Origin of the sequence: Nocardia sp. A7, assembly GCF_046549215.1 — a bacterium.
Classification (GTDB): domain Bacteria; phylum Actinomycetota; class Actinomycetes; order Mycobacteriales; family Mycobacteriaceae; genus Nocardia.
Window position 1 is genome coordinate 34,427 of sequence record NZ_JAJPWE010000003.1, and the last position, 25,256, is coordinate 59,682.

Annotated in this window: 23 protein-coding genes; 15 read left to right on the forward strand and 8 right to left on the reverse strand. The window is 68.1% G+C overall.

Annotation, left to right across the window (positions count from 1 at the left end; translation table 11 throughout):
- Positions 1–2: 2 nt before the first annotated feature.
- Positions 3–797, reverse strand: coding sequence for an enoyl-CoA hydratase (locus tag ACLJPD_RS18235; protein ID WP_410873471.1), 795 nt, complete (start codon positions 795–797; stop codon positions 3–5).
- 93 nt (positions 798–890) lie between these two features.
- Here ACLJPD_RS18235 and ACLJPD_RS18240 point away from each other — a divergent pair, with 93 nt between their 5' ends.
- The gene (locus ACLJPD_RS18240) at positions 891–1,514 is read left to right on the forward strand and encodes a hypothetical protein (RefSeq protein ID WP_410873472.1); all 624 of its coding nucleotides are present in this window, start codon (positions 891–893) and stop codon (positions 1,512–1,514) included.
- A gap of 12 nt (positions 1,515–1,526) precedes the next feature.
- Here ACLJPD_RS18240 and ACLJPD_RS18245 read toward each other — a convergent pair whose 3' ends face one another.
- Entirely contained in the window at positions 1,527–2,474 is a 948-nt protein-coding gene (locus ACLJPD_RS18245) for a hypothetical protein (RefSeq protein WP_410873473.1), read from the reverse strand.
- A gap of 135 nt (positions 2,475–2,609) precedes the next feature.
- On the opposite strand from ACLJPD_RS18245, the gene icmF reads away from it, so the two are divergent.
- From icmF to ACLJPD_RS18260, 3 genes are all read left to right on the forward strand, one after another.
- Positions 2,610–5,819: a fused isobutyryl-CoA mutase/GTPase IcmF gene (gene icmF, locus ACLJPD_RS18250; RefSeq protein WP_410873474.1), complete on the forward strand. Its 3,210-nt coding sequence runs from the start codon at positions 2,610–2,612 to the stop codon at positions 5,817–5,819.
- An 81-nt stretch (positions 5,820–5,900) separates the two neighbouring features.
- Entirely contained in the window at positions 5,901–6,968 is a 1,068-nt protein-coding gene (locus ACLJPD_RS18255; protein ID WP_410873475.1) for an amidohydrolase family protein, read from the forward strand.
- Between the two features lie 53 nt (positions 6,969–7,021).
- Positions 7,022–7,429 carry a DUF3224 domain-containing protein gene (locus ACLJPD_RS18260; RefSeq protein ID WP_410873476.1) on the forward strand — a complete coding sequence of 136 codons (408 nt, stop codon included), beginning with the start codon at positions 7,022–7,024 and terminating at the stop codon, positions 7,427–7,429.
- Positions 7,430–7,464: 35 nt separating this feature from the next.
- Here ACLJPD_RS18260 and ACLJPD_RS18265 read toward each other — a convergent pair whose 3' ends face one another.
- A complete protein-coding gene (locus ACLJPD_RS18265) occupies positions 7,465–8,214 on the reverse strand; it encodes an SWIM zinc finger family protein (protein WP_410873477.1) in 750 nt (249 codons plus the stop codon).
- Positions 8,215–11,046: a DEAD/DEAH box helicase gene (locus ACLJPD_RS18270; protein ID WP_410874477.1), complete on the reverse strand. Its 2,832-nt coding sequence runs from the start codon at positions 11,044–11,046 to the stop codon at positions 8,215–8,217. It lies immediately after the preceding gene.
- A 189-nt stretch (positions 11,047–11,235) separates the two neighbouring features.
- Between ACLJPD_RS18270 and ACLJPD_RS18275 the strand changes: the two genes are divergently transcribed.
- Together ACLJPD_RS18275 and ACLJPD_RS18280 are read left to right on the forward strand one after the other, a co-directional pair.
- Complete coding sequence (locus ACLJPD_RS18275; protein WP_410873478.1) at positions 11,236–11,598, forward strand: hypothetical protein; 363 nt, start codon at positions 11,236–11,238, stop codon at positions 11,596–11,598.
- A gap of 74 nt (positions 11,599–11,672) precedes the next feature.
- Positions 11,673–12,362, forward strand: a complete 690-nt coding sequence (locus ACLJPD_RS18280) for an HNH endonuclease family protein (RefSeq protein ID WP_410873479.1) — start codon at positions 11,673–11,675, stop codon at positions 12,360–12,362.
- Positions 12,363–12,372: 10 nt separating this feature from the next.
- Here ACLJPD_RS18280 and ACLJPD_RS18285 read toward each other — a convergent pair whose 3' ends face one another.
- Positions 12,373–13,191: a sulfurtransferase gene (locus ACLJPD_RS18285; RefSeq protein WP_410873480.1), complete on the reverse strand. Its 819-nt coding sequence runs from the start codon at positions 13,189–13,191 to the stop codon at positions 12,373–12,375.
- A gap of 287 nt (positions 13,192–13,478) precedes the next feature.
- Between ACLJPD_RS18285 and ACLJPD_RS18290 the strand changes: the two genes are divergently transcribed.
- The gene (locus ACLJPD_RS18290; RefSeq protein WP_410873481.1) at positions 13,479–14,681 is read left to right on the forward strand and encodes a benzoate/H(+) symporter BenE family transporter; all 1,203 of its coding nucleotides are present in this window, start codon (positions 13,479–13,481) and stop codon (positions 14,679–14,681) included.
- Positions 14,682–14,748: 67 nt separating this feature from the next.
- Here ACLJPD_RS18290 and ACLJPD_RS18295 read toward each other — a convergent pair whose 3' ends face one another.
- Positions 14,749–15,243 (reverse strand): Lrp/AsnC family transcriptional regulator, encoded by a 495-nt coding sequence (locus tag ACLJPD_RS18295; protein WP_410873482.1) that lies wholly within the window; start codon positions 15,241–15,243, stop codon positions 14,749–14,751.
- 172 nt (positions 15,244–15,415) lie between these two features.
- Between ACLJPD_RS18295 and pdhA the strand changes: the two genes are divergently transcribed.
- The 6 genes from pdhA to ACLJPD_RS18325 all read left to right on the forward strand — a co-directional run bounded on the left by pdhA (position 15,416) and on the right by ACLJPD_RS18325 (position 21,569).
- Entirely contained in the window at positions 15,416–16,498 is a 1,083-nt protein-coding gene (gene pdhA, locus ACLJPD_RS18300) for a pyruvate dehydrogenase (acetyl-transferring) E1 component subunit alpha (protein WP_410873483.1), read from the forward strand.
- A complete protein-coding gene (locus ACLJPD_RS18305) occupies positions 16,495–17,469 on the forward strand; it encodes an alpha-ketoacid dehydrogenase subunit beta (protein WP_410873484.1) in 975 nt (324 codons plus the stop codon). The genes pdhA and ACLJPD_RS18305 overlap by 4 nt, the downstream gene beginning before the upstream one ends.
- Complete coding sequence (locus ACLJPD_RS18310) at positions 17,469–18,803, forward strand: dihydrolipoamide acetyltransferase family protein (RefSeq protein WP_410874478.1); 1,335 nt, start codon at positions 17,469–17,471, stop codon at positions 18,801–18,803. Before ACLJPD_RS18305 ends, ACLJPD_RS18310 begins: the two co-directional genes overlap by 1 nt.
- Before the next feature lie 111 nt (positions 18,804–18,914).
- Positions 18,915–20,288: a uracil-xanthine permease family protein gene (locus ACLJPD_RS18315; protein ID WP_410873486.1), complete on the forward strand. Its 1,374-nt coding sequence runs from the start codon at positions 18,915–18,917 to the stop codon at positions 20,286–20,288.
- A 132-nt stretch (positions 20,289–20,420) separates the two neighbouring features.
- Positions 20,421–21,224, forward strand: a complete 804-nt coding sequence (locus tag ACLJPD_RS18320; protein WP_410873487.1) for an SDR family oxidoreductase — start codon at positions 20,421–20,423, stop codon at positions 21,222–21,224.
- Positions 21,225–21,350: 126 nt separating this feature from the next.
- On the forward strand, positions 21,351–21,569 hold the full coding sequence (locus tag ACLJPD_RS18325; protein WP_410873489.1) for a hypothetical protein: 219 nt from the start codon (positions 21,351–21,353) through the stop codon (positions 21,567–21,569).
- A gap of 17 nt (positions 21,570–21,586) precedes the next feature.
- Here ACLJPD_RS18325 and ACLJPD_RS18330 read toward each other — a convergent pair whose 3' ends face one another.
- Together ACLJPD_RS18330 and ACLJPD_RS18335 are read right to left on the reverse strand one after the other, a co-directional pair.
- Positions 21,587–22,003, reverse strand: a complete 417-nt coding sequence (locus tag ACLJPD_RS18330; RefSeq protein WP_410873490.1) for an acyl-CoA thioesterase — start codon at positions 22,001–22,003, stop codon at positions 21,587–21,589.
- A 7-nt stretch (positions 22,004–22,010) separates the two neighbouring features.
- Entirely contained in the window at positions 22,011–22,943 is a 933-nt protein-coding gene (locus ACLJPD_RS18335) for an AraC family transcriptional regulator (RefSeq protein WP_410873492.1), read from the reverse strand.
- Between the two features lie 92 nt (positions 22,944–23,035).
- Between ACLJPD_RS18335 and ACLJPD_RS18340 the strand changes: the two genes are divergently transcribed.
- Both ACLJPD_RS18340 and ACLJPD_RS18345 read left to right on the forward strand, forming a co-directional pair.
- Complete coding sequence (locus ACLJPD_RS18340) at positions 23,036–23,881, forward strand: NmrA family NAD(P)-binding protein (RefSeq protein ID WP_410873494.1); 846 nt, start codon at positions 23,036–23,038, stop codon at positions 23,879–23,881.
- 114 nt (positions 23,882–23,995) lie between these two features.
- The gene (locus tag ACLJPD_RS18345; RefSeq protein ID WP_410874480.1) at positions 23,996–25,213 is read left to right on the forward strand and encodes an MFS transporter; all 1,218 of its coding nucleotides are present in this window, start codon (positions 23,996–23,998) and stop codon (positions 25,211–25,213) included.
- Positions 25,214–25,256: the final 43 nt, after the last annotated feature.

Genomic DNA, 25,256 nt, shown 5'->3' on the forward strand with positions numbered 1-25,256 from the left:
GATCAGCGGTTGCGGAAGTTCGGCGGACGCTTCTCGACGAAGGCCGCCATGCCTTCCTTCTGATCCTCGGTGGCGAACAGCGAATGGAACACCCGGCGTTCGAACAGCAGCCCCTCGGCGAGGGTGGTCTCGAACGAGCGGTTCACCGCCTCCTTGGCGATCATCGCGACCGGCAGCGACATCGACGCGATGGTCTGCGCCGCCGCCAACGCGGTGTCGAGCAGCTCGTCGGCGGGCACGACCCGCGACACCAGCCCGGAGCGCTCGGCCTCCTCGGCACCGATCATGCGGCCGGTCAGGATGAGATCCATGGCCTTGGCCTTGCCGATCGCGCGGGTGAGGCGCTGTGAGCCGCCGATGCTGGGGATCACGCCGAGGGTGATCTCGGGCTGCCCGAACTTGGCGTTGTCGGCGGCGATCAGGATGTCGCACAGCATCGCCAGCTCGCAGCCGCCGCCGAGTGCGTAGCCTGCGACGGCGGCGATGGTGGGCTTACGGAAGTTGGCCAGGCGGTCCCAGCGGGCGAAGAAGTCGGCCAGGAACATGTCCATGTAGGACTTGGGCGCCATCTCCTTGATGTCGGCGCCCGCGGCGAAGGCCTTCGCGGAGCCGGTGATCACCACGGCGCCGATGGAGTCGTCGCGGTCGAGTTCGTCCAGCGCGGCGATGACGTCATCGAGGACCTGGGCATTGAGGGCGTTGAGGGCCTTGGGCCGGTTCAGGGTGATCCAGCCGACCCCGCCTTTACCGTCGGTGCCGCCTTTGCGCTCCAGCAGAATCGTCTCGAATTCGGTCACGGCCACCCTTTTGTCGATCTTCGGTTACGGATGGTGCTGACGATACCGAGCCGCACAACCCCGCGGTGACGCCTGTCCGCTGCCGAGCGGGCGATGCAGGCGTCCACCGGCGGCGCGCCGGATGTGACGCATACCACCGCGCCCGATGTGCGGCACAATCAGGGCATGGGCAGTGACCACTTCGCACGGATCACCCGCCTGCGCGCGCTGATCGACCACGAGAACACCGGCGCGGGCGAGCGCGCCACGGCCGAGCGAATGCTGGAACGGCTGCTGCGAAAATCATTGGACCACAACCCTTCCGGTGCCGCGGCGGACCGCGTCTACGGCTCGCGCCACCACCGGGCGGGCAGGCACGCGAGCACTGCGTCGATCGTCGAATTCGTCCGCGAGGACATCGCCTTCGCCCGCACTTTCATCGCCAAGGGCGCCCCCGGCGAAGTCACGATCCACAGCCCCCTCGCCGCCGCTCCCGCCGAACTCACCGTCGCCGTCACGACGCCGTTCGCCGACCAGATCGTCGTCACCATCACCGATATCCCCCCATCCTGGGGCTGGGAACCCGACGAAATCGACCGCATCATCGCCACCGAGGACCTGCGCCGACTCGCCGACGAACTCGCCGAGATCATCGACAGCTACAACCACGACGGCGCCGACGTGGGCCCCCGCTTCTTCCGCACGATCCGCGCCCAGGAAACCACCCTGATCCGCTGATCTGCCCCGAGGTCATCGCTCGCTGCCGACCACGACGACCACCGCCCCGACAGTGAGCACCATCGCCCCCGTCGCCAACACCACACTCGCGACGACCGGCCCACCACCGGTGTGATCGGCCACCACCTGCACCACCGCGACCGCGATCCCCGCCGCCCCACCGAGCACCAGCACGGCATCGCGTCGGATCGCGTACAGCACGAAGCAGAGCATCCCGATCAGCGCGGTAAGCCCGGGCCGCCACAGCGATTCGCCGAACGTCACCGATTGCGCGCCGAGCACCGCGATCACCCCGCCGAGGACATATCCGGCCCATTCGGCCACCACCAAGCGAGCCACCGCGAGCCAGAACCACAGCGCGCCGAACAGCATCAGCGCGATCCCCTGCCACGGCGATCGGATATCGAGGGACGCCGAGGTCACGGCCAGAATGCTCGCCACCCCGAACCCGGCAACGGCGACCATCCCGAGCACGCTCGGGACCAGCAGGTACCCGAGCACCGCGACGACCAGCCCGGCGACCGCCGCTTCGTATCCACGCGCGCCGAAGGCTGTCGCCACCGCTCCGGTCGCCGCGACCGCCGCCAGCACCGTGAGCAGGGCGGCCAACCTCACCCGCCCCGCCGAGGCGATCGGCACCCGCCGGAACACCCCAGCACACCCGTCGGCCAACACCACCGCACCCCACATCGCGCACCCGGCCACCACCACCAGCAACACCACCCGCCCCGACTGCGCCACCTGTGCCCACGCCTTGTCGATGAAAAGCCCGAGACCCGCGGCCACCAGCCCGACGCCCACATACGCCACGATCTCGGCGGCCACCCGTCCCCCGCTCGCGCGTGCGGCCCGCTCCTGCTCGTCGACCGCCCGCAGTACCGCTCCCCGCTGCTTCCCGCTGAGCACCCCGGACGCCACCAGCCGCTCCAACGCCACATCCACCCGATGCTCGCGAACCATCCGTCGAGTATGTCGACCTGCGGCGACGATTCCGCTGAAACCCGATGAGGCGTTTCGCGGCGTGGTGACCGCATTCACACTAGAATTACTTTGATGTCCTAGTATCGGGCGATCTAACAAATGGCGGAGGCAGTCATGAGCCTGCATGTTCCTACGAATCCGGTGCGGTTCGTGACCTCGGCGGCCCTGTTCGACGGGCACGACGCGGCGATCAACATCATGCGGCGGATTCTGCAGGCCCAGGGCGCCGAGGTGATCCACCTCGGGCACAACCGGTCGGTGCGCGAGATCGTCGACGCGGTGATCGAGGAGGACGTGCAGGGCGTCGCGGTGAGCTCGTATCAGGGCGGCCACATCGAGTTCTTCGAATACCTGGCCACTGCCCTGCGCGAGGCGGGCGCGGGTGATGTGCGGATCTTCGGCGGGGGCGGCGGGGTGATCGTCGCCGAGGAGATCGCGCGGCTCGCGGCCAGTGGCGTGCGGATCTTCTCGCCCGAGGACGGTCAGCGCCTGGGTCTGCCCGGGATGATCAACGAACTGATCGCGCTGTGCGACGTCGACCCCACGCGCAACCCGCCCGATCTCGATGCTCTCTACACCGGCGATCGACATGCCCTGGCGCGCACCATCACCTGCCTGCAGCAGGGGGCACTGCCGGAAGCCGAGCGTGCCGCGATCGTGGCGGCGGCGAACAACCGACGCGTCCCCGTTCTCGGCATCACCGGCACCGGAGGCTCCGGAAAGTCCTCCCTCACCGATGAATTGGTGCGCCGCCTGCGCACCGACCAGCAGGACAAACTGCGCATCGCCGTCCTCGCGGTGGATCCGACCCGCAGGCGCGCGGGCGGCGCCCTGCTCGGTGACCGCATCCGGATGAACGCCCTCGACGGCGACCACGTGTACTTCCGTTCACTGGCCACCCGTGGCAATCACGAACTGCCCGACGATATCGACACCATGATCGCCGCCTGCCGCGCCGCCGGTCACGACCTGGTCATTCTCGAAACCCCCGGTATCGGCCAGGGCGACGCCGGCATCGTCGACCACGTGGATGTGGCGCTGTACGTGATGACCCCGGAGTTCGGGGCCGCCTCCCAGCTCGAGAAGATCGACATGCTCGACTACGCCGACGTCGTCGCGATCAACAAGTACGAGCGCCGTGGGGCGGCCGACGCGGTCCGCGACGTGGCGCGCCAATTGATCCGCAACCGTTCGGAATTCGGCGCGAGCCCGTCGGACATGCCGGTCTTCGGCACCAGCGCGGCGACGTTCGACGACGACGGCGTCACCGCGCTGTACCAGCACCTCACCGGTCTGCTCACCGAGCACGGCCTGATCCTGGAAACCGGCGCGCTCCCCCGCGTCGACACCAAGGTCTCCACCCGCTTCGCCCAACTCGTCCCCCCGTCGCGGGTCCGCTACCTGGCCGACATCGCCGACACGGTCCGCGGCTACCACGCCGATACCCAGCGCGAAGCCGCTGCCGCCCAACGTATTCAGCGGCTCACGCTGGTCCACGAAGAGCTCCCCGACGACGCGGCGGTCACCGATCTGCTCGATCGGGCCCGCCCCACACTCTCCGCGGCCTCTACGGCGGCGCTGGCCGAATGGCCGACGGTCGCCGAGAGCTACCGGGGCGAGGAACAAGTGGTCCGTATCCGCGACCGCGAACTGCGCACGCCACTGCGCCGCGAATCCCTTTCCGGCACAAGCATTCCCCGCGTCGCCCTGCCCCGATTCACCGACGACGGCGAACTCCTGCGCTTCCTGCGCGCCGAGAACCTCCCCGGCCGATTCCCTTTCACCGCGGGCGTTTTCCCCTTCAAACGGGAGAACGAGGACCCGGCCAGGATGTTCGCGGGCGAGGGTGACCCGGCCCGCACCAATCGCCGCTTCAAGGTCCTCAGCGCGCACGCCGAAGCCACCCGCCTGTCCACCGCGTTCGACTCGGTCACCCTCTACGGCCACGACCCGGCCGAGCGACCCGACATCTACGGCAAGGTCGGCACCTCCGGTGTCTCGGTGGCCACCGTCGAGGACATGCGCACCCTGTTCGACGGTTTCGATCTCGGCGCCCCAACCACCTCGGTCTCGATGACCATCAACGGCCCCGCCCCGACCATCCTCGCCTTCTTCCTCAACACCGCGATCGACCAGGCGCTGCAACGCTTCTCCGATGCCGAGGGTCGCGAACCGACCGCCGGGGAAGCCGCCGAGATCCGGGCACACACGCTGTCGACCGTGCGTGGCACCGTCCAAGCCGACATCCTCAAGGAGGATCAGGGCCAGAACACCTGCCTGTTCTCCACCGAATTCAGTCTGCGGATGATGGCCGATGTGCAGGAATGGTTCGTGCGCAACGATGTCCGCAATTTCTATTCGGTCTCGATTTCGGGATATCACATCGCCGAGGCCGGCGCGAACCCCATCAGCCAGCTCGCCTTCACCCTCGCCAACGGATTCACCTATGTGGAGACCTATCTCGCGCGCGGGCTGGCGATCGACGAGTTCGCCCCGAATCTGTCGTTCTTCTTCTCCAACGGCATGGACCCCGAATACACGGTGATCGGCCGGGTGGCCCGTCGCATCTGGGCGATCGCGATGCGCGACCGCTACGGCGCGGGCGAGCGGGCACAGAAACTCAAGTACCACGTGCAGACCTCGGGCCGTTCGCTGCACGCGCAGGAAATGCAGTTCAACGACATTCGCACCACCCTGCAGGCGCTGATCGCCGTCTACGACAATTGCAACAGCCTGCACACCAATGCTTTCGACGAGGCCGTGACCACGCCCACCGAGGATTCGGTGCGCCGCGCACTGGCGATTCAGCTCATCATCGCCAAAGAATGGGGGCTGGCCGTCAACGAGAATCCGCTGCAGGGCAGTTTCATCGTCGACGAACTCACCGACCTCGTTGAGGAGGCCGTGCTGCTGGAATTCGAGCGCATCAGCGAGCGCGGCGGTGTGCTCGGCGCGATGGAGACCGGCTACCAGCGTGGTCGCATCCAGGACGAGTCCATGCGCTATGAGCAGCGCAAACACGACGGAACACTGCCGATCGTCGGGGTGAACACCTTCCGTGGCCGCGAGGACGGCACCGAGCACGCGCCGCTGGAATTGGCCCGTGGCACCGAAACCGAACGCCGCTCCCAACTGGACCGGTTGCACGGTTTCCAGACCGAGCACGCCGAACAATCCCATCGCGCGCTGGCCCGGCTGACCGAGGTGGCCCATACCGATGGCAATATTTTCGATGTACTCATGGATGCGGCGCGGGTGTGCACATTGCAGCAGGTCACCGATGCCTTCTTCGCGGTGGGAGGGCAGTATCGGCGCACTGTGTGAGCATCGTAATCCGTCGCTGTCCGCCGCGGGCATGTGACAATCGCCGTGAGCTCTGCCAGCGGCGGCGATGGGACGCACAGCATGGATCTGACCGATTTCGACATCATCGATGCCCATATTCACCAGTGGGACCCGCAGGCCACACCACGCGAGTTCAGCAGGCTGGCGACACTGATGCGCTATCTGCCGTTACCGGTCGATATCGCGGCGAAGCTGGCACCACGCGGGGACCGTGAATTCGTCGGCACCCCCAGCGCCTATCTGCGGCCCTATCTGCCCGCCGACTATCGCGGCGACCTGGGAAATGCGCGGGTGGAATCGGTGGTGGAAATCGAGGTGCAGTGGAAGGGCTGGAAGCCCGACGAGACGCGGTGGGTGGCCAGCCTGCCGTTCGGCGTCGACACACCCGCCCTGGCCGGGATCGTCGGCGCGGCCGACCCCGCCGCCGAAGATTTCGGCGCGGTGCTCGACGCGCATCAATCCGCGTCGCCACTGTTCCGCGGCATCCGGACGACAGTCGCCTACCACCCCGACCGGGCAGTGAAATCCTTCGCGACCCACGACGGCGCACTCACCGCGCCGGCGTTCCTCAACGGCATCGGGCAACTCGCCGAACGGGGGCTCTCGCTCGACGCGTGGGTGTACTCGGGCCAGCTCCCCGAGGTGAACGCGCTGGCCGAACGTTTCCCCGAGGTGCCGATCGTGCTCGATCACCTCGGTACGCCCGCGGGCATCTTCGGGCCGGTCGGCAAGGACACCGGACACACCGCCCGGCAGCGGGCGGCGCTGTTGCATCGGTGGCGCGACGATCTCACCGACCTGGCCGCGCAGCCGAACGTGATGGCCAAGGTGAGTGGTCTGATGATGCCGGTACTCGGGCATCCGGTCCCGCCACGCGGCACCCCGACGCCCGTGCCGACGCTGCTCGGACGGGTGGGGCCGCTGCTGGCGCACGCGCTGGCGGTGTTCGGTGCCGACCGGCTGATCTGGGGCTCGAACTTCCCGGTCGACAAGCCGATCACCAGCATCAGCGGGGCGGTCGAGGCGGTGGCCACCGGTCTGAGCGACGCGGGTGCGAGCACCGACGACCTGCGGAAGGTGTTCGGCGGCAATGCCGTCCGGTTCTACCGGATCGAGCCGACCGCGTGAATCTCCGGGCAGACTCGCGGAATTTTGTCGGTCGGCGGGTTTAGCATCGGCGCATGAAAGCTATCGGCACCTTCGAGGTCACCGCGTTCGATCCCACCGAGCTGACGCCACAGCCGCCCATCGTCACCGGGATGCCGGTCGGCATCTCCACCATGACGAAAACCTACGCGGGTGAGGTCGAAGGGCTCTCGGCCACGCTGTTCACCGCCGCCTTCGACATGAACACCGGCGCGGGCACCTACCTCGCGATGGAGTCGTTCGAGGGTGCGCTCAACGGCAAGGCCGGTGCGTTCAACTTCGTCCACTCCGCCACCACCAGCGGGACCGATCGCAGCGACGAGTTCTTCCACATCGTCCCCGCCAGCGGCACCGGCGAATTGACCGGCATCACGGGGACCGGCGCGCTGTACGTGGATGCCGAAGGGGAACACAACATCTGGTTCGAGTACGAGTTGAGCTGAACCACGGTGCATGCCTGCTGCGACGCCTGGCGGACTCAGTTGTCGAACTCGGCGTAGAGCGAGCGCAATTCGCGTAGTCCGGTCGCCGCGGTCGGCTCGTCTTCGGCGGACATCCGCAACGCGCGGCGCAGCGGAATCGCGTCGAGGTCGTCGATGACGGCGTGGAATTCGATGCGGGGTAGCTCGGGCAGGGCCAGTTCGTCGCCGTAGAGATCATCGGAATCGGCTGTGCGCGTGGACTTCTCGACGCCGCCGATGAGCGTGTCGAGGTCGAGGCCGCGCAGGGTGAGGATTTCGCTCGGCTGTTCGTCGAGGCGCTCGGCGAGCAGGTAACAGACCGCGGCGACGTGCTTGCACGGCCAGCCCATGTCCGGGCAGCTGCAGGTGAAGTCCAGTTCGGCGGCCGTGGTCGGCAGCAGGTGCGGGCCGAGCGCGGGCGGGAGCGCGCCCGAGGCGATCTCGGCGAGCATGCCGGGCGCCTCTCTGATCTCGGCGAGCAACAGCTCGACCTCCTCGTCGCGCAGTGGCCGGATCGACAGCACCGAAATGAACGGGCTGGGCTGGCTGCCCTGCACCTCCGCGGTCACCGCGCCGCGTTCGATCCGGTAGTTCACCACCTGCCCGACCCTGGCGTAGGTGCGTCCGCGCGAGAGCCTGCCCGCGTCCGCCACCTTCTCCACCGCGTCGAGCAACGACTTGCCCCACCAGGTCCGCCCGAAACCGCCGCGGGCCTGAGCGCCGCCGCGCACCGGTTTGCGCGGACCGAACTGGCTGAAGTCGGTCATCTACTCACCCACCGCCTCGGCGCCGAGGGTGAACAGCTCACGCAGTTCGTCGGTGCTCATCTCGGTGATCCAGTTCTCCCCCGCACCAACGGCCAGATCGGCCAATTGCTTCTTCCCGTTGATCATTTCGTCGATCCGCTCCTCGATGGTGTCGACGCACACCAGCTTGCGGACCTGCACCGCGCGCTGCTGGCCGATCCGGAACGCGCGGTCGGTGGCCTGGTTCTCGACCGCCGGATTCCACCAACGATCCAGGTGGATCACGTGATTGGCGGCGGTGAGGTTGAGGCCGGTGCCACCCGCCTTCAACGAGAGCAGCATCAGCGGTGGGCCGTTCTCGCTCTGGAAGCCGGTCACCATGTCGTCGCGACGCTGCTTGGCCACGCCGCCGTGCAGGAACGGGACCGGGGTGCCGAAACGTTCGGTGAGGTAGGGCAGGATCAGGTCGCCGAATTCGCGGAACTGAGTGAACAGCAGGGCCTTCTCGCCGTCGGCGAGTACCGCGTCGAGCACGTCCTCGACCAGCGCCAGCTTGCCGGAGCGGTGACCGCCGCGGCGCAGGATCGGCGAGCCGTCGCCCAGGTAGTGCGCGGGGTGGTTGCAGACCTGCTTGAGCCTGGTCAGCGCGCCGAGCACAGCGCCCTTGCGTGCCATGCCTTTCGCGTCTTTGAGCTTCTCCAGCATGTCGTCGACAACGGCCTGGTAGAGCGCTGCCTGCTCGACGGTGAGGTTGGCTCGCACCGTCATTTCCAGCTTCTCCGGCAGGTCGCTGATCACCGTCGGATCGGTTTTGAGCCTGCGCAGCACGAACGGATCGGTGATCAGGCGCAGCCGGTCGATGGCTTGCTGGTCGCGTTCGCGTTCGATCGGCACCGCGAACCTTGCGCGGAACGACTGCGGGCTGCCGAGCAGTTTCGGCATGGCGAAGTCGAACAGGGCGCGCAGTTCTTCCAGGCGGTTCTCCACCGGAGTTCCGGTGAGCGCCAGGCGATGTCGGGCCTTCAGCGCCCTGGCCGCACGCGCCTGTCTGGTCACCGCGTTCTTGATGTGCTGGGCTTCGTCGAGCACGATCCGCTCCCACTGCTGTTCGTTCAGCAGGGTGATGTCACGGGCCAGCAGGGCGTAGGTCGTGACGACCAAGTCGCAATCCCGCACCGCGGCAGCGAATTCCGTGCCGGACAGTCGGTTCGGACCATGGTGGACCAGCACCCGCAGATCTGGCGTGAACCGCTGCGCTTCCCGCTGCCAGTTGCCCACCACCGACATCGGACACACCAGCAATGTCGGCCCGACACCGGCCGTCGACGCACGACCTGCCCCGGCGTCGGCGGCCTCGCGTTCGTGAGCCAACAGCGCCAGCACCTGCACGGTCTTGCCCAAGCCCATGTCGTCGGCGAGGATCGCGCCGCAGTTCAGTCTGCTCATGGTGGCCAGCCAGCTCAGGCCGCGCTCCTGGTAGGGGCGCAGTTGGGCTTTCAGGCCGACCGGCACCGCGACCGGCTCGGGTTCGCCTTCCCTGGCGAACAGTTCGGCCGCCCACCCGTCGGCGGTGACCTCGGTGACCGGAACATTGTCGACCCGCTCGGCGGCGAGTTCACCGATCATGTCGGCCAGGGTGATCGGGCTGTCGTCGGCGTGCTGCGCGACATAGCGGGCGGCGGCGGCCAGTGCGCGGTGGTCGGCCTGCACCCACTCGCCACGCAACTGGACCAGGTCCGACTTGCTGCTGATCAGCCGTGCCATCTCCGCCGGGGTGAGCACCAGGTCACCGAGTGCCAATTCCCAACGGTAGGAGAGCAATCCGCTCAGGCCGACGGTGGATTCCGCGGCGGCCGGGCTGCTCACCCGCAACCGCATGCTCGGCTCGGCAATGTTCCAGGCGCGCGGCAGGAGCAGTCGAATTCCAGCTTCCTGCAGGGCATGTGCGCCGTGCGCCACGAGGTCGGCGACCACCTCCGTTGGCAGGAGCAGGTCGAGACCGCGCGGATCGGTGGGCAGGTCGCGCAGGCGCGGGTAAGCCTTCCGCGCTTGCCCGAGTTTTTCCGCCGCCGTCCGCACGAGCACCGGATCATCATCGAAGACAACGGGTTTCGGTGCGTCGTCGACCGGACGCAGACACACCTGTAGCCGCCACAGCGCCACCGATTCGTCGGCGGTGCCGAATTCGCCGTCGGGTTCGCACAGGCGAAGCACGAGTTCAGGTTCATCGGCGGCATAGCCTTCTCGCCACTGTGTCAGCGTTTCGGACAGCCGGTAGGAGCCGACGTCCAACGGGGTATCGGCGAGCAACGCCGCCAACAGCGGGTGCGTCATGGCGCGATGCGCGAGGTATTCGCGGGCGATCGGGTCGGTGAGGTGGGTACACAGGTCGTCGAGCACCGCGGCGGGCGGACCGGCGACGCGCAGCGCCGGTGGCATCGCGGTGGCCAACTCGGCCAGCCAGGCCCGTTGACGTTGGCCGCCGACCAACCGCCAGCGCACCCACCACTGGCCGTCGGCCCGCTCGATCTGCGGGACTACCCGCCCTGCCCGCACCCACCGTTCGATGCCGCGCGCGACATGGGCCAGGAACCGCAGGTCGCCGGAGATGTTCTCGCGCGGGAGCCGGCTGCGCAGCACAACGGCCGCCGTCGGTGGCGCGAGCGCGTGCGCGCGCACCTCGGCAGTTCCGGACTCTCCCGCGGCATCGACGACGAGCACCTGGGCGCGGTGGCGGAACCTGGCGCGGTCCAAGATGTCGCCGAGCACCGACCCCACGGCGACCGGGTCCGCGTCGTGCCACAGCAGCAGGCCCGATTCGGGGGACCACAGACCGTGCAGCATGGGCTCCATCCAAGCAGGCGGCACCGACACCGATCACGGCCGCCTTGGGTCTGGATTTCTCGCCGCAACGAGCACATACTTAAATAACCCCTGGTCACGGGCCGGAACACCCACCGGCGACAACTCAATACACCCAGGCGGACCGGCCTCGATCCGGTTCGGCCGATGACCCCCTTGTAATTCGTGCGGAGGGAAACGATGACGATTCTGCTCCAGGTACTCGAGCAGAGCTTCACCCCCAACACCCCGTGGGAACGGCGCAAATTCACCTTCATCGACACCACGAAGATCCTCGGCATGCGCCTGGACGGCCAAGCGGGCGTCTGGCTCGATCTGTCGCGGCCGGGTGAATCCCAGCGCCTGGCCCACACCATCGACCCGCGGGAATCCATCACCTTCCTGCTCACCGTCTTCGCCAAGATCGCCGAATGCGAAGACCGCGGCGGCTCCTGGCTGGTCGGCCACGACGGCACGCACGTGTCCTCGATCGCCGCGACGCGATTCCCGCCCAACCCGGCCGAACAGGCCGCCGACGACCTGTTGGCCCGAGCCTGGTTGTAGGCAGTAGCGCCGGCTGACGCAGCCCTGCGCCGAACAGCCGTTGTTGTCGGTGCCATCGGCTACAACATGCGGGTATGGGGAAATCGGCGTGGTTGTTCGTCATTGTGCTGCTAGCGGTTGCCGGGTGCGGGGTGATCGGGCTGGATGCGCCGGTCACTCCCGCACCGGGCAGTCCGACGCGCGCCGAGGTCACCACCCTGCTCGACAAGGTGCGCGTCATCGCCGCGCGCCCGCGCCCCGGCGGCTACGAGCGTGGCTGCAAAGCGGGCCAGGCCTGTGTGTTCGGCCCGGCCTGGACCGACGATTCCGACGCCCCCGGCAGCCACGACGGCTGCGACACCCGCAACAACGTCCTGGCGATGCAGCTGCGTGCGGTCGTGCATCGCGGCCGCTGCGTGGTCGTCGAAGGAATCCTCACCGACCCCTACACCGGCGCCGACATCACCTTCATAAAGTCCGACGGCGGCCGTATCCAGATCGACCACGTCTACCCATTGGCCGCCGCATGGGACATGGGCGCGGCCACCTGGACCCCCGACAAACGCCGCCGCTTCGCCAACGACCTCGCGGTGAACCTACTCGCGACCGGCGCCGCCACCAACCAGTCCAAGGGCGACGACACCCCCGCCGAATGGTTACCGCCCGCGCGCCCCAACCACTGCTTCTACGCGGCGAAATACCTCACGGTGGCAGTCGACTACGACCTCCCCGTCACCGCCGCGGACAACGCGACTCTGCACGACATCGCCCGCGGCTGCCCGTGAGACCAGCCGATCACTCGCCGGTCGCCACGGCCCGCTTCGGGTCGTTCGACCACTGTGAATACGAGCCCGGATAGAGGGCGGCGGTGATCCCCACGACGGCGAGGGCAGCGATCTGGTGGGCGGCGGTGACGCCTGATCCGCAGTACACCGCGACCGGGCCTTCGCCGAATCCCGCGAATCGGGCGCGCAGATCTTCGGTGCTGCGGAAATGCCCTGTGCCATCAAGGTTTTCGGCCGTCGGTGCGCTGACCGCGCCGGGGATGTGTCCGGGACGCGGGTCGATCGGTTCCACCTCGCCGCGGTACCGCTCGCCCGCGCGCGCATCGAGCAGCACGCCCGACCATTTGGCGGCGGCGTCGGCGTCGATCACCGGCAGCCCGCCGGGACGCACCACCAGGTCACCGCCGACCGGGTCCGGTTCGGCGCCGGTCGCGATATCCGAACCGGCCGCGATCCAGGCGGGCAACCCGCCATCGAGGATGCGCACGGTGTCCACCCCCGCCCACCGCAACAGCCACCACGCCCTCGCGGCTGCCGTTCCACCGGTCGCGTCGTACACCACCACCGGCTCGCCCTCGCCCAAACCCCAACTGCGCGCGCATTTCTCGAAGGTGCCGGGGTCGGGCAGCGGATGCCGACCGCGAGCGGGCGATGGCGCGGCGGCCAACTCGGTCTCCAGGTCGACGAACACCGCACCCGGAATATGCCCGTCGAGATAGTGCTGCGGGCCGTCCGGATCACCCAGCGCCCAGCGCACATCCAGCAGATGGATCACCTTGTCCGCCAGCTCTTCCCGAAGCTCAGCCGCAGAGATCAACACCGCACCCACTACCACTCCTCCCAGCCGCCCCCGACCTGCCGAACCGTTCCCGACACCCTACGCACCCGCGCCGAATCCGGGCGCCCAACGGCCCGCATGCCTCGGACCCGGCATCACTCGACAATGCACAGCCTTGCCCGCGCGGTGCGGGTAGGGCGAGCCGACCTCAGCACAGCCGAGTCGGGACACACCCATGCCGATCACGGAACTGGACCGCTTTTCTGCCTGTACGAATCAGTCCACTTTCGGGGGACTGGCAGGCGACGACCGCGGATTCGTCGGGCAATATCGGCACAATGTCGCAGGTCTCCACCACTCCCACTGATGTAGCCGACAAACCGGCAGGCATCGCCCAACCGCTCGGCGCCGGTGCGATCACCGCGCTGGTCGGCTTCACGAGTTCGTTCGCGGTGGTGCTGAGCGGGTTGCGCGCGGTGGGGGCGAGCCCGGCGCAGGCCGCGTCGGGGTTGCTGATCCTGTGCTTCACGCAGGGCATCGGCATTCTGCTGCTGAGTTTCCGATACCGGATCCCGATCACGCTGGCCTGGTCGACACCCGGCGCCGCCCTGCTCGCGAGCACCGGGTTGGTCGCGGGTGGCTGGCCGGGCGCGATCGCGGCCTTCGCGGTGACCGGCGTGCTGATCGTGATCACCGGGCTGTGGCAACGGCTCGGCTCGCTGGTCGCCGCGATCCCCGTGCCGATCGCGCAGGCGATGCTGGCCGGTGTCCTCGTGCCGCTGTGCTTGGCCCCGGTGCAGGCGCTGCGCACCTCGCCCGCCGTGGTCGTCCCGGTGATCGTGGTGTGGCTGGTGCTGCAACGGTTCGCACCGAAGTGGGCCGTGCTCGCCGCTTTCGCGACGGCGGCCGTCGGCACCGGCATCGACATAGTCGTCAACGATCGGCCCCTGGCACTGTCCGCCATGGTTCCGACGGTGGAATGGACTGTCCCCCAGTGGCATTGGCAGGCCGTCATCGGCATCGCGATCCCGCTCTACATCGTCACGATGGCGTCCCAGAACATCCCAGGGGTCGCGGTGATGCGCTCGTTCGACTACCAGGTGCCCTGGCGCCCCGCCATGCTCGTCACCGGCATCGGCACCATTCTCGGCGCGCCGGCGGGTGGCCACGCGATCAACCTCGCCGCGATCAGCGCCGCCCTCGCCGCCGCCCCGTCGGCGAGCCCCGATCCCAAACGCCGCTGGATCGCCGCGGCCACCGCGGGAGCCAGTTACCTCGTCCTCGGCCTGGCCTCCGCCGCCCTGGTCACCCTCATCGCCGCCGCTCCCGCGGGCACCATCGAAACCGTCGCTGGCCTGGCCCTGCTCGCCACCCTCGCCGCCGCCCTGAGCGGCGCCCTCAGCGACCCGACCCACCGGATGGCGGCCCTGGTCACCTTCCTGGTGGCAGCCTCCGGCACCGCCCTGTTCGGCATCGGCGGCGCCTTCTGGGCTCTCGTCGCCGGGCTGGTCGTCCGCCGTTTCCTCCCCACCGGCAGCTGACCGTCCCCGGTGGTCGACAGCGACCCGACACACCGCCTACTGCTTTACCAGCGTCGGCGGAGCGACTTCAGCTCGGGCCCGCCAGTCGTTCGAGGAGAGGGCCTGTGCGGGGGCCGACGAGTTCGCGCATGACCAGGGCCATATTGGTGCGTTCGACGCCGGGGATCTTCAGGATCGCGCCTGCGATGCGGTAGAGGTCGTCGGCGTCGCGGGCGACGATGCGGACGGTGAGGTCGGTGGCGCCGGTCATCCCGCAGACCTCGGTGACCTCGGCGACCTCGGCCAATTCGTCGACCACGGCGTCGAGTCGGTGCTGGTCGACCACCACCGCGACGAACGCCGCAAGGGGGTAGCCGAGGGCGCGGGGCTCCACTCGGCGTTCGAAGCTGCCGAGCACGCCGCCGCTGTCCCAGCGAGCCAGGCGCGCCTGCACCGTGTTGCGCGACAGGCCGAGGCGCGCCGCGAGTTCCACGCCGGTGGCGCGCGGGTTGGCGATCAACTCGCGTAGTAGCCGCGCGTCGGTGGCATCGAGTGTCACGGCGTCGGGTTCGCGACTGGTCATACAGGGCAGTATGGCAGCGCACAACCCCTGCGGACCATGCATTCTGCGCATTTGCGCGTGTATCACTTGCGCACACCGCAGTATCGTGGATGCTGAGTGATACACATCGCACTCAGCGAAAGTGGCGTACCTGCATCGGCCCACAAGGCACGGTGGCGAGGAGGCGATCACGATGTCGCAGAAGCAGACCTACCCGGTCCAGCTGATTCAGCCCGACGGCCGTCGGGTATTCGATCCCGAGCACAGCGCGCTGGTCGCCGATATCGACGCGCGGCGATTGCGGCAGCTGTATCGGGACATGGTGCTCACCCGCCGGATCGACGTCGAAGCCACCGCGTTGCAACGCCAGGGCCAGCTCGGATTGTGGCCGCCGCTGCTGGGGCAGGAAGCCGCGCAGGTCGGCTCGGCGCACGCGCTGCACCCCGACGACTACGTCTTCTGCTCCTACCGCGAAACCGCCGTCGCCTACTGCCGCGGCGTCCCGCCCGAGCAACTCACCGCCCTGTGGCGCGGGGTCTCCCACCACTGCTGGGACCCCGACGAGATCAATATGACCAATGCCAATATCGTCGTCGGCTCCCAGGGCCTGCACGCCACCGGCTACGCATACGCCGCCCATCTCGAGGGCGCCGACATCGCCACCATCGCCTACTTCGGCGACGGCGCCAGCAGCCAGGGCGATATCGCCGAGGCGCTCGGATTCGCCGCGGCGTGGAGTGCGCCGGTGGTGTTCTTCTGCCAGAACAACCAGTGGGCGATCAGCGAACCGGTCTCCGTGCAGAGCCATATCCCGCTGGTGCGCCGCGCCGACGGCTACGGGATTCCGGGCGTGCAGGTCGACGGCAACGATGTGCTCGCCGTCCTGGCCGTCACCCGCCAGGCCGTCGAACGTGCCCGCACCGGCGGCGGACCCACCTTCATCGAGGCGATGACCTACCGGATGGGCCCGCACACCACCGCCGACGACCCGACCCGCTACCGCACCGCCGCCGACACCGAGTACTGGGGACAACGCGACCCCATCGAGCGCGTGCGTCTACTCCTCGACCATGAAGGCAACCTCTCCCCCGAGTTCAGCCAACTGATCACCGCCGAGGCCGACGACGTCGCCCGCCGCCTGCGCACCGCGACGATCGAGATGCCCGACCCCGACCCGGAGCGGATGTTCGACAACGTCTACGCGACCGAGCACCCGCTGATGACCGAAGAGCGCCAACAGCTCTCGGCTTACCTCGCCGAAGGAGCGCAGTCATGATCACCACCTTCGCCGCCGCCCTCAACACCGGCCTGCGCCGCGCGATGGAAGACGACACCAAGGTCGTCCTGCTCGGCGAGGACATCGGCAAGCTCGGTGGCGTGTTCCGGGTGACCGACACCTTGCAGAAGGATTTCGGCGACAACCGGGTCATCGACACACCGCTGGCCGAATCCGGCATCGTCGGAACAGCTTTCGGGATGGCGTTGCGTGGATACCGGCCGGTGGTGGAGATCCAGTTCGACGGTTTCGTCTATCCGGCCTTCGACCAGATCGTTTCCCAGGTCGCCAAGATCCACAACCGCACCGGCGGAAAGGTGAAGGCCCCGTTGACGATCCGCATTCCGTTCGGCGGCGGCATCGGCGCGGTCGAGCACCATTCGGAATCACCGGAGGTGTATTTCGCGCACACCGCGGGGCTTCGCGTTGTATCACCGAGCACGCCCGCTGACGCGTATTCGATGATTCGCCAGGCCATCTCACTGGACGACCCGGTGATCTTCTTCGAACCGAAACGTCGCTATTGGGACAAGGCCGACGTAGATTTCGAAGGCGAACCGGATCTGCCACTGCACAAGGCCAGGGTCTGCACCCGTGGCGCCGACGCCACCGTCGTCGCCTACGGCGGCACTGTCGCCACCGCGCTGACCGCATCGAAAATCGCTGCCGAGGAAGGACATTCACTCGAAGTGATCGACCTGCGCAGCCTCTCGCCGATCGATGTCGACACGATCGCCGAATCGGTGGACAAGACCGGCAGGCTGGTCATCGTGCACGAGGCGCCCGTGTTCGCCGGGCTCGGCGCCGAGATCGCCGCCCGCGTCACCGAACGCTGCTTCTATCACCTCGAGGCGCCGGTGCTGCGCGTCGGCGGCTACGACATCCCCTACCCCCCGGCTAAGCTCGAAAAGCACCATCTGCCCGACCCCGACCGCATTCTAGCGGCGGTCGATCGCTGTCTAGCCGCGTGATGAAAGGTGCCACCGTGCCGGAACCAGCCGCCGACGACGACGGTCATGTTCTCGAGTTCCGTCTCCCTGACCTGGGTGAAGGCCTGGCCGACGGCGACCTGGTGTCCTGGGCCGTCGCGGTCGGCGACACGGTGGAACTGAACCAGACCATCGCCGAGGTGGAGACCGCGAAGGCGGTGGTGGCACTGCCGTCGCCGTTCTCCGGGGTGGTGGTCGAACTGCTGGCTCAGCCCGGCGACACCGTGCCGGTCGGCGCGCCGCTGATCCGGGTACGCAACGACCTCGAGGTGAGCGCCCCGCCTACCGCCGAGCCACGCACGAATGTGCTGGTCGGGTACGGACCGGAGGCCGAATCCACTTCGCGGAGAAGGAAATCCACGCCGTCGATGGCCGCCAACACGCCGAGCACCCATCGCGCCGCCGCGACTCCGGCGGCAAGAAAGTTGGCCAAGGAACTCGGTATCGACCTGTGGTTCGTCGCCGGTTCGGGGCCGGAGGGCGCGGTCACCGTCGACGATGTGCGCTCGGCCGTGCCGGTGACCCAACCGCGCACCCCCGCCCGCCTCGGTGGCATCGCGCCGACGCCGTCGAACGGACATGTCACCGACGCCGACGGTCTCATCGAGCCGACCGCCCGTGAGGAACGCACCCCCATCGCGGGAATTCGTAAACGCACCGCCGCCGCGATGCAGGCAAGTTCGCGCACGATTCCGCAGGCCAGCACCTTCGTGACCGTCGACTGCACCGCCTCGATGGAATTGCTCGACCACCTGCGCACCACCAAGTCTTTCGAGGGGCTCACCCTCACCCCGCTGGCCTTAGTCGCCAAAGCGACGCTGGCGGCGATCGCGGAGTACCCGGGAATCAACACCTCCTGGGACGAACAGAACCAGGAGATCGTCACCAAGCACTATGTGAATCTGGGGATCGCGGTCGCCTCGGAGCGCGGGCTGATGGTGCCCAATCTCAAGGAGGCGCAGACGCTGAGCCTGCGCGAACTGTGCCGCGAGATCAGCTGGGCGGCCGAAACGGCTCGCTCCGGCAACGCCACTCCCCAGGACCTGCGCGGCGGCACCTTCACCCTCACCAATGTCGGCGTCTTCGGCGTCGACACCGGTGTCCCCCTGGTGAATCCGGGCGAGGCCGCGATCCTGTGCATCGGCTCGATCCGCAAGCGCCCCTGGGTGTTCCGCGACGAACTGGCGGTCCGCTGGGTCACCACCCTCGGCCTCAGCTTCGACCATCGCATGGTCGACGGCGAACTCGGCGCGCGCTTCCTCGCCACCACCGCCGGTTTCCTCGAGGACCCGTTGACGCTGCTCAGCCGCATCTGAGCGGGTGTCTCAGCGGGCGGTATCGAGCCTCGCGAGTGATATATCCGACCCGCAATGCCGACGAAACACAACGCTCACTCGCGGTAAAGAACGGGGACTACAACCTGTCATATGAGTGAGGCACATCCCGTCGACACCCGACTGCCGTTCGCGCGGCAACTGGCGTTCGGCATCCAGCACGTCCTGATCATGTACACCGGCTGCATCACCGTGCCGCTGGTCTTCGGCGCGGCCGCGGGCCTGGACCGGTCGACGATCGGGCTGTTGATCAGTGCTGATCTGCTGGTCGCGGGCATCATCACGCTGGTGCAGAGCCTCGGTGTCGGCAAGCTGGCCGGTGCGCGGCTGCCGATCGTGTGTGGTGCCACGTTCGTCGGGCTCAACCCGATGATCCTGATCGCCAAGGAATACGGACTGGAGGCCGTGTACGGGTCGATGCTGATCGGTGGTGTGGTCGGTGTCGCGCTGGCGTGGCCGTTCGCGCGGGTGGTGCGGTTCTTCCCGCCGCTGGTCACCGGAACCGTGCTGACCGTGGTCGGGGTGTCGCTGATCGGGGTCGCCGGCGGCCTGATCATCGGGACCGATCCGAAGTCTGCGAGTTTCGCCTCGCCGTCGAATATCGGACTGGCCGCGGTGGTGGTGCTGATCGCCGTCGGGTTCATCTGCATCGGGCGCGGCGTGTGGTCGCAGCTCGGCGTGTTGATCGCGCTGATCGCGGGCATCGTGATCGCGCTGCCGATGGGCCTGATCACGACGTCAGGCGTCGGTACCGCCGACTGGATCGGCATTCCGCAGCCGTTCCACTTCGGGTCGCCGCAGTTCCCGGTGACCGCGGTGGTGGCGATGAGCATCGTGATGGCCGTGGTGTTCGCCGAGTCGACCGCGAGCATGCTGGCGATCAGCGAGATCACCGGAAAACCGCTCGGCAAGGGCGATCTCGCGCGCGGCCTGGTCGGCGACGGCCTCTCGGGTGTGCTCGGCGGCATCTTCACCGCCTTCGTGGACACGATCTTCAATCAGAATGTCGGCGCGGTCTCCACGACCAGGGTCTACAGCCGGTACGTGACCGCGGTGAGCGGCGCGATCCTGGTGGTGCTCGGGCTGGTGCCACGCATCGGCGAGGTGGTGGCGGTGATTCCGAAGCCGGTGGTCGGCGGGGTGGGACTGGTGCTGTTCGCGACGGTCGCGGTCGTCGGCGTCACCACGCTGCTCAAAGCCGATCTGACGGATCGGGTGAACGCCACCGTCGCCGCCACCGCCATCGGCATCGGGCTGCTGCCGGTCTTCACCAAGGACATGTTCGACAAGTTCCCCACCTCCGCCCAGATCCTGCTCGACAGCGGCGTCACCCTCGGCGCGGCCACCGCGTTCCTGCTGAACCTGGTCTTCAACCACACCAACCTGGGCACCCTCGCCCGCGCCTCGACCACACCGCCGCCGCCAGCTCCCCTGCCCACCACCTCGAAACCCGCCGCCGCCATCTGATCGACCGCGGCCTCCGCACTTCCAGCCACACCGTCAAACCCGCGAATCCGCCATGGCCGCACCCCCGCCCCGCACCCCCCGACCCCTGGGGCGCGACCTCGAGCGCGCCAGCGCTCCAAATACACTGCGGGGATGGAGATAGCAGGCAAGGTCGCGATCGTCACCGGCGCTGGTGCGGGAATCGGTGCCGCACTCGCCTATCGGCTCGTCGCCGGTGACGCACGGGTTGTCGTGGCCGATCTCGATGCGGACAGCGCGGCGAAGGTGGCTGCCGACCTCGGCGACAAGGCGGTCGCGGTCGGTGGCGATGTGGCCGACGAGCAGGTCGTCGCGGCCTTGATCGCCACCGCCGAACGCGAATTCGGCCCGGTGGACCTGTATTTCGCGAACGCGGGCATCGGCGGCGGACCCGGCCTCGACAGCACCGAGGCGCAGTGGGCTGCCGCCATCGACGTGAACGTGATGGCCCACGTGCGGGCCGCGAAACTGCTCGTCCCCGGCTGGCTCGAGCGCGGCAGCGGCTACTTCGTCTCCACCGCATCCGCGGCGGGCCTGCTCACCCAGATCGGTTCCGCCCCGTACTCGGTGACCAAACACGCGGCGGTCGGCTTCGCCGAGTGGCTCTCGGTCACCTACGGCGACAAGGGAATTCGCGTGAGCTGCCTGTGCCCCATGGGTGTGGACACCCAACTGCTCACCGGTGCGCTCATCCCCGACGACCCGGAGGCGGGCGCGCTGGCGATCAAAGCCGTGAAGACGGCGGGTGCGGTGCTCTCCCCCGAAGAAGTCGCCGACACCGTGGTCGAGGCGATGGCCGCCGAACACTTCCTGATCCTGCCGCACCCCGAGGTACTGCAGATGTACCGCAACAAGGGAGCGGACTACGACCGGTGGATTTCCGGCATGCGCCGGTTCCAGGCCATGCTTCGCGCGTGAACGTTGACCGCCCGCGCCCGAAATTTTCGGCGAGGTAGCGGCGAGATCGCTCGATTCCTGCCACGATGGTCGGTAGCCGCCGGTCACGATCCGCTGACCGGTGGAGGTCTACGCGGAGATCCGGCGATGGCACAGCTGATGTATTTCAAGAAGGTTCGCGATGAACTCACCGAGGTCGAGTACCACTGGGGGCCGAGCCGGGAACAACTCGACTCGTCGCTGGTGATCGACAAGACCACCTTCGCCGCGCTACCCGGACCACCGGGATACTCCCCAGCGGGCCAGATCATCCTGCGCGCCCGCCGCGGCAGCGAATGGCCCGAGGTAGGCGTGATCGCTTCCTGAATCCGCCTCCTGAAGCGCTACTCGGTGACGAGTTCCGCGGCGGCCTTGCGCACCACCTCGGGGATCGCCACCGGTTTGCGGGTTTCGGTGTCGACATAGACGTGGACGAATTCGCCGGTCGCGGCGAGCTCGAGACCGGCCTCGCCCTCGCGGAAGATCGCCAGGTCGTAGGTGATGCTCGAGGTGCCGAGGCGGGCGATCCGCAGCCCCACCTGCAGCTGATCTGGGAAGCTGACCGACCCGTGGAATCGGCACGAGGTCGTCGCGACGACGCCGAGCGCGGGCAGCGCGGTGATGTCGGTGCCGGTGGCGCGCATCAGCCAGGCGTTCACGGCGGTGTCGAAGTAGGAGTAGTAGGTCACGTTGTTCACGTGGCCGTACTGGTCGTTGTCGGCCCATCGGGTCGGCATCGGCCACAGGACGGGATAGCTCATCGGGCCATCATGCCGCGCTCCCCTGGCGGTGATCGCGCGGGCTCACCCCGAAGTGCCGTTTGAAGGCGGTACTGAGGGCGAAGGCGCTGCCGTATCCCACCTGATGGGCAATGGATTCCACGGTCGCATCGGATTCGGCGAGCAGATCGGCCGCGAGCGAGAGCCGCCATTCGGTCAGAAAGCTCATCGGCGGTTCGCCGACCAGCTCGGTGAACCGGCGGGCCAGCGCGGCACGCGACATGCCGACCGCCTCGGCCAAGGCGACCACCGTCCACGGATGCGCCGGATTGTGCTGGAGCAGACGCAGCGCCTTGCCGACCAGCGGGTCGCTGTAGGCGTGGTACCAGGCTGGGGCGTCGTCGCGAGCGAACCAGGCGCGCAGCGAGGCGATGAGCAGCAGATCGAGCAGGCGGTCCAGGACGGCGGTCTGCGCGGGTAGGTCCTTGGTCGCCTCGTCGACGAGCAGGTCGAGCAGTCGAGTATCGAGCTCCCCGCGCGGCAGCACCGCCACCTGCGGCAGCGCGCGCAGCAATCGCCTACTCACCGCGCCCGCCGATTCGTAGGTGCCGGTGACCATCAGCGTCTCCCCGTCGGGATCGGTGCCCCACTGACGGACGCCGAGACTCAGTGTCTCGCACAGGATTTCACCATCGGGTGTGGTGGTGACCTGACTCGGCTGGATCACGATCTGAGGTTCGGTCGCCGGATCGTCGGCCACCGTATACGGCTGCGGCCCACGGAAAACCGCGACATCGCCCGCGCCGAGTTGCCGCGGCGGCATCGAATCCGTACTGACCCAAGCCTTTCCGCGGATCATCGCGAGCACCGTGAGGGGTGCCTCATCCTGCACGCGCAGCGACCACGGGGGGTTCAGCAGCGAACACATGAGGAACGCGCCACGCGCGCGTGGACCTTCGAGTAGACCGGCTAACGCATCCATCACCTCCACAGTAGACGACACGTAGACGACAGCGCATGTTCATGAGCGGCACGACGATGTTGTCGAACGCCGCGCGGCGGTGTACTTATCTCATGACAAACACCGCTTCTCACCAGCACCTTTCCCTCATCACCGGCGCCACGGGCAAGACCGGAAGCCGGGTCGCTGCACTGCTAGAGGCCGCCGGCCGTCCGGTCCGGCTCGGCTCACGCACCGCGCCGATCCCCTTCGACTGGACCGACCGCGACACCTGGGCGCCCGCCCTGGCCGACGTCGATTCCGTCTACCTCGCCTTCCAGCCCGACCTCGCCGTCCCCGGCGCCCCGGATGTCATCCGCGCGTTCACCGCCGCCGCCCGATCCGCCGGTGTGCGTTCGGTGGTGCTGCTGTCGGGTCGCGGTGAGCCCGAAGCGCTGGAATGTGAAGAGATCGTGCAGAATTCGGGCCTGAGCTGGACCATCGTGCGGTGCTCCTTCTTCGCCCACAACTTCAGCGAAGGCGCCTTCGTCGACGATGTGCTCGCCGGCGCGGTGGCACTGCCCAACGGCGATGTGCCGGAGCCGTTCGTGCACGTCGACGACATCGCCGAGGTGGCGGCGGCCGCGCTCACCGACGCGCGCCACGCCGGTCAGCTCTACGAGCTCACCGGACCGCGCGCCCTGACCTTCGCCGACGCGGTCGGCGAGATCGCCGCGGCGACCGGCCGCGAGATCGCCTTCATCCCCGTGTCCCGGCCGGAATTCGTTGCGGCCCTGAGCGAATACCAGGTCCCCGACGACGTGATCAGCCTGCTCGACTACCTCTTCGGCACCATCCTCGACGGCCGCAACTCCGCGCCCGCCGACGGTGTCCACCGCGCCCTGGGCCGTGAGCCCCGCGATTTCACCGAGTACGCCAAGGAGACCGCCGCCAGCGGAGCCTGGACACCCCAGCAGTAGCAGTTGGACAGTTGATCACCAGGCCATCCGGGAGACATCGCCCGAGAGCGAAAATCCCTGATGGCCTGATGATCTTGAACCACCGGCTGGGCCGTGACGGCGAGTCCTTCGATGATGCCCGGTACCGTCGAAGCGGTGAGTTCAGCGACGATCGACCGCCGTCTTCGGCTGGCCAGAGGGGCGGTGTTCGCGGCTTTCACGCTGAACGGGGTTCTGCTGGCTATGTGGGTAGTCCATATTCCGGCGATCACCGGCCGGACGGGGGTGTCGACGTCGACGCTCAGCCTGCTCGTGTTGCTGATGGCGGGCGCCGCGCTGGTCGGTATGCGGCTCGCGGGGCCCGCCGCCGACCGGTTCGGCAGCCGCACGCTAGTCGCGCTGGCCGCGACCGCCATTTCGGTGACCGTGCTCGGACCGGGACTGGCGACCGACTCGGTCACCTTGGCGATCGCGCTGGCCTGCTTCGGGATCGGCAACGGCGCGCTCGACGTGTCGATGAATGCCCAAGCGGTGCAGGTCGAACGGGCGTATCGCCGACCGATCATGTCCGCGTTCCATGCGATGTTCTCGGCGGGCGGGTTCGTCGGCTCGCTGCTCGGCGCGGCTGCCCAGCACGCAGGGTGGGCGCCGCAACTGACACTGACCTGCGCGTCGATCGGCGGGTTGCTCGTGACCGCGGCACTGGTTCCGCGCCTGGTCGACAACCATCGAACCGAATCACCCTCGTATCCAGAGCATTACGACAAGGCCGACAGCGCCGATGCCGCCGACTCGACTCGCCTCCACACGGAGCGGACCCGAAAAGTGTTCCTGCTCGGCAGTATCGCGTTCGTGCTGCTGCTCGCGGAAGGCGTCGCAGCCGACTGGAGCGCACTGCAGGTTCGCGAACGCCTCGACACCTCCGAGGCCGGTGCCGCCCTCGCTTTCGGCGCCTTCTCCGCCACCATGACCCTCGGCCGATTTCTCGCCGACCGGGTGAGCGGCGCCTTCGGCCCGGTAGCCATCGTCCGCTACGGAAGCCTGCTGGCCGCAGCCGGATTCGCGGTGGTCATCGCATCACCCTGGCTCCCCCTCACCCTCCTCGGCTGGGCGATGTGCGGCCTGGGACTCGCCGGCGGAGTCCCCCAGATCTTCTCCACCGCGGGCAACCTCGGCGGCACCACAGCCGCCACCGACATGTCCCGCGTCTTCACCATCGGCTACCTGGGCCTACTCGCAGGCCCCGCCATGATCGGCTGGCTCACCGCCCTCGTCCCCCTCACCGCGGCGCTGCTCGTTCCCCTCGTACTCACCCTCGCCTGCGCCATCGCCGCACCGGTTGTCCGCCGATGAAATCAGGGCGTATCGACAACTTCGACCGGACGCCTCGCTGGTC

What these genes read in the sequence shown, in the direction of transcription:
- ACLJPD_RS18240 (WP_410873472.1), top strand. Translation starts at nt 891, where the DNA reads ATGCAGGCGTCCACCGGCGGCGCGCCGGATGTGACGCATACCACCGCG.
- ACLJPD_RS18245 (WP_410873473.1), bottom strand. Translation starts at nt 2,474, where the DNA reads ATGGTTCGCGAGCATCGGGTGGATGTGGCGTTGGAGCGGCTGGTGGCG.
- icmF (WP_410873474.1), top strand. Translation starts at nt 2,610, where the DNA reads ATGAGCCTGCATGTTCCTACGAATCCGGTGCGGTTCGTGACCTCGGCG.
- ACLJPD_RS18255 (WP_410873475.1), top strand. Translation starts at nt 5,901, where the DNA reads ATGGATCTGACCGATTTCGACATCATCGATGCCCATATTCACCAGTGG.
- ACLJPD_RS18260 (WP_410873476.1), top strand. Translation starts at nt 7,022, where the DNA reads ATGAAAGCTATCGGCACCTTCGAGGTCACCGCGTTCGATCCCACCGAG.
- ACLJPD_RS18265 (WP_410873477.1), bottom strand. Translation starts at nt 8,214, where the DNA reads ATGACCGACTTCAGCCAGTTCGGTCCGCGCAAACCGGTGCGCGGCGGC.
- ACLJPD_RS18270 (WP_410874477.1), bottom strand. Translation starts at nt 11,046, where the DNA reads ATGGAGCCCATGCTGCACGGTCTGTGGTCCCCCGAATCGGGCCTGCTG.
- ACLJPD_RS18275 (WP_410873478.1), top strand. Translation starts at nt 11,236, where the DNA reads ATGACGATTCTGCTCCAGGTACTCGAGCAGAGCTTCACCCCCAACACC.
- ACLJPD_RS18280 (WP_410873479.1), top strand. Translation starts at nt 11,673, where the DNA reads ATGGGGAAATCGGCGTGGTTGTTCGTCATTGTGCTGCTAGCGGTTGCC.
- ACLJPD_RS18290 (WP_410873481.1), top strand. Translation starts at nt 13,479, where the DNA reads ATGTCGCAGGTCTCCACCACTCCCACTGATGTAGCCGACAAACCGGCA.
- ACLJPD_RS18295 (WP_410873482.1), bottom strand. Translation starts at nt 15,243, where the DNA reads ATGACCAGTCGCGAACCCGACGCCGTGACACTCGATGCCACCGACGCG.
- pdhA (WP_410873483.1), top strand. Translation starts at nt 15,416, where the DNA reads ATGTCGCAGAAGCAGACCTACCCGGTCCAGCTGATTCAGCCCGACGGC.
- ACLJPD_RS18305 (WP_410873484.1), top strand. Translation starts at nt 16,495, where the DNA reads ATGATCACCACCTTCGCCGCCGCCCTCAACACCGGCCTGCGCCGCGCG.
- ACLJPD_RS18310 (WP_410874478.1), top strand. Translation starts at nt 17,469, where the DNA reads ATGAAAGGTGCCACCGTGCCGGAACCAGCCGCCGACGACGACGGTCAT.
- ACLJPD_RS18315 (WP_410873486.1), top strand. Translation starts at nt 18,915, where the DNA reads ATGAGTGAGGCACATCCCGTCGACACCCGACTGCCGTTCGCGCGGCAA.
- ACLJPD_RS18320 (WP_410873487.1), top strand. Translation starts at nt 20,421, where the DNA reads ATGGAGATAGCAGGCAAGGTCGCGATCGTCACCGGCGCTGGTGCGGGA.
- ACLJPD_RS18325 (WP_410873489.1), top strand. Translation starts at nt 21,351, where the DNA reads ATGGCACAGCTGATGTATTTCAAGAAGGTTCGCGATGAACTCACCGAG.
- ACLJPD_RS18330 (WP_410873490.1), bottom strand. Translation starts at nt 22,003, where the DNA reads ATGAGCTATCCCGTCCTGTGGCCGATGCCGACCCGATGGGCCGACAAC.
- ACLJPD_RS18335 (WP_410873492.1), bottom strand. Translation starts at nt 22,943, where the DNA reads ATGGATGCGTTAGCCGGTCTACTCGAAGGTCCACGCGCGCGTGGCGCG.
- ACLJPD_RS18340 (WP_410873494.1), top strand. Translation starts at nt 23,036, where the DNA reads ATGACAAACACCGCTTCTCACCAGCACCTTTCCCTCATCACCGGCGCC.
- ACLJPD_RS18345 (WP_410874480.1), top strand. Translation starts at nt 23,996, where the DNA reads ATGCCCGGTACCGTCGAAGCGGTGAGTTCAGCGACGATCGACCGCCGT.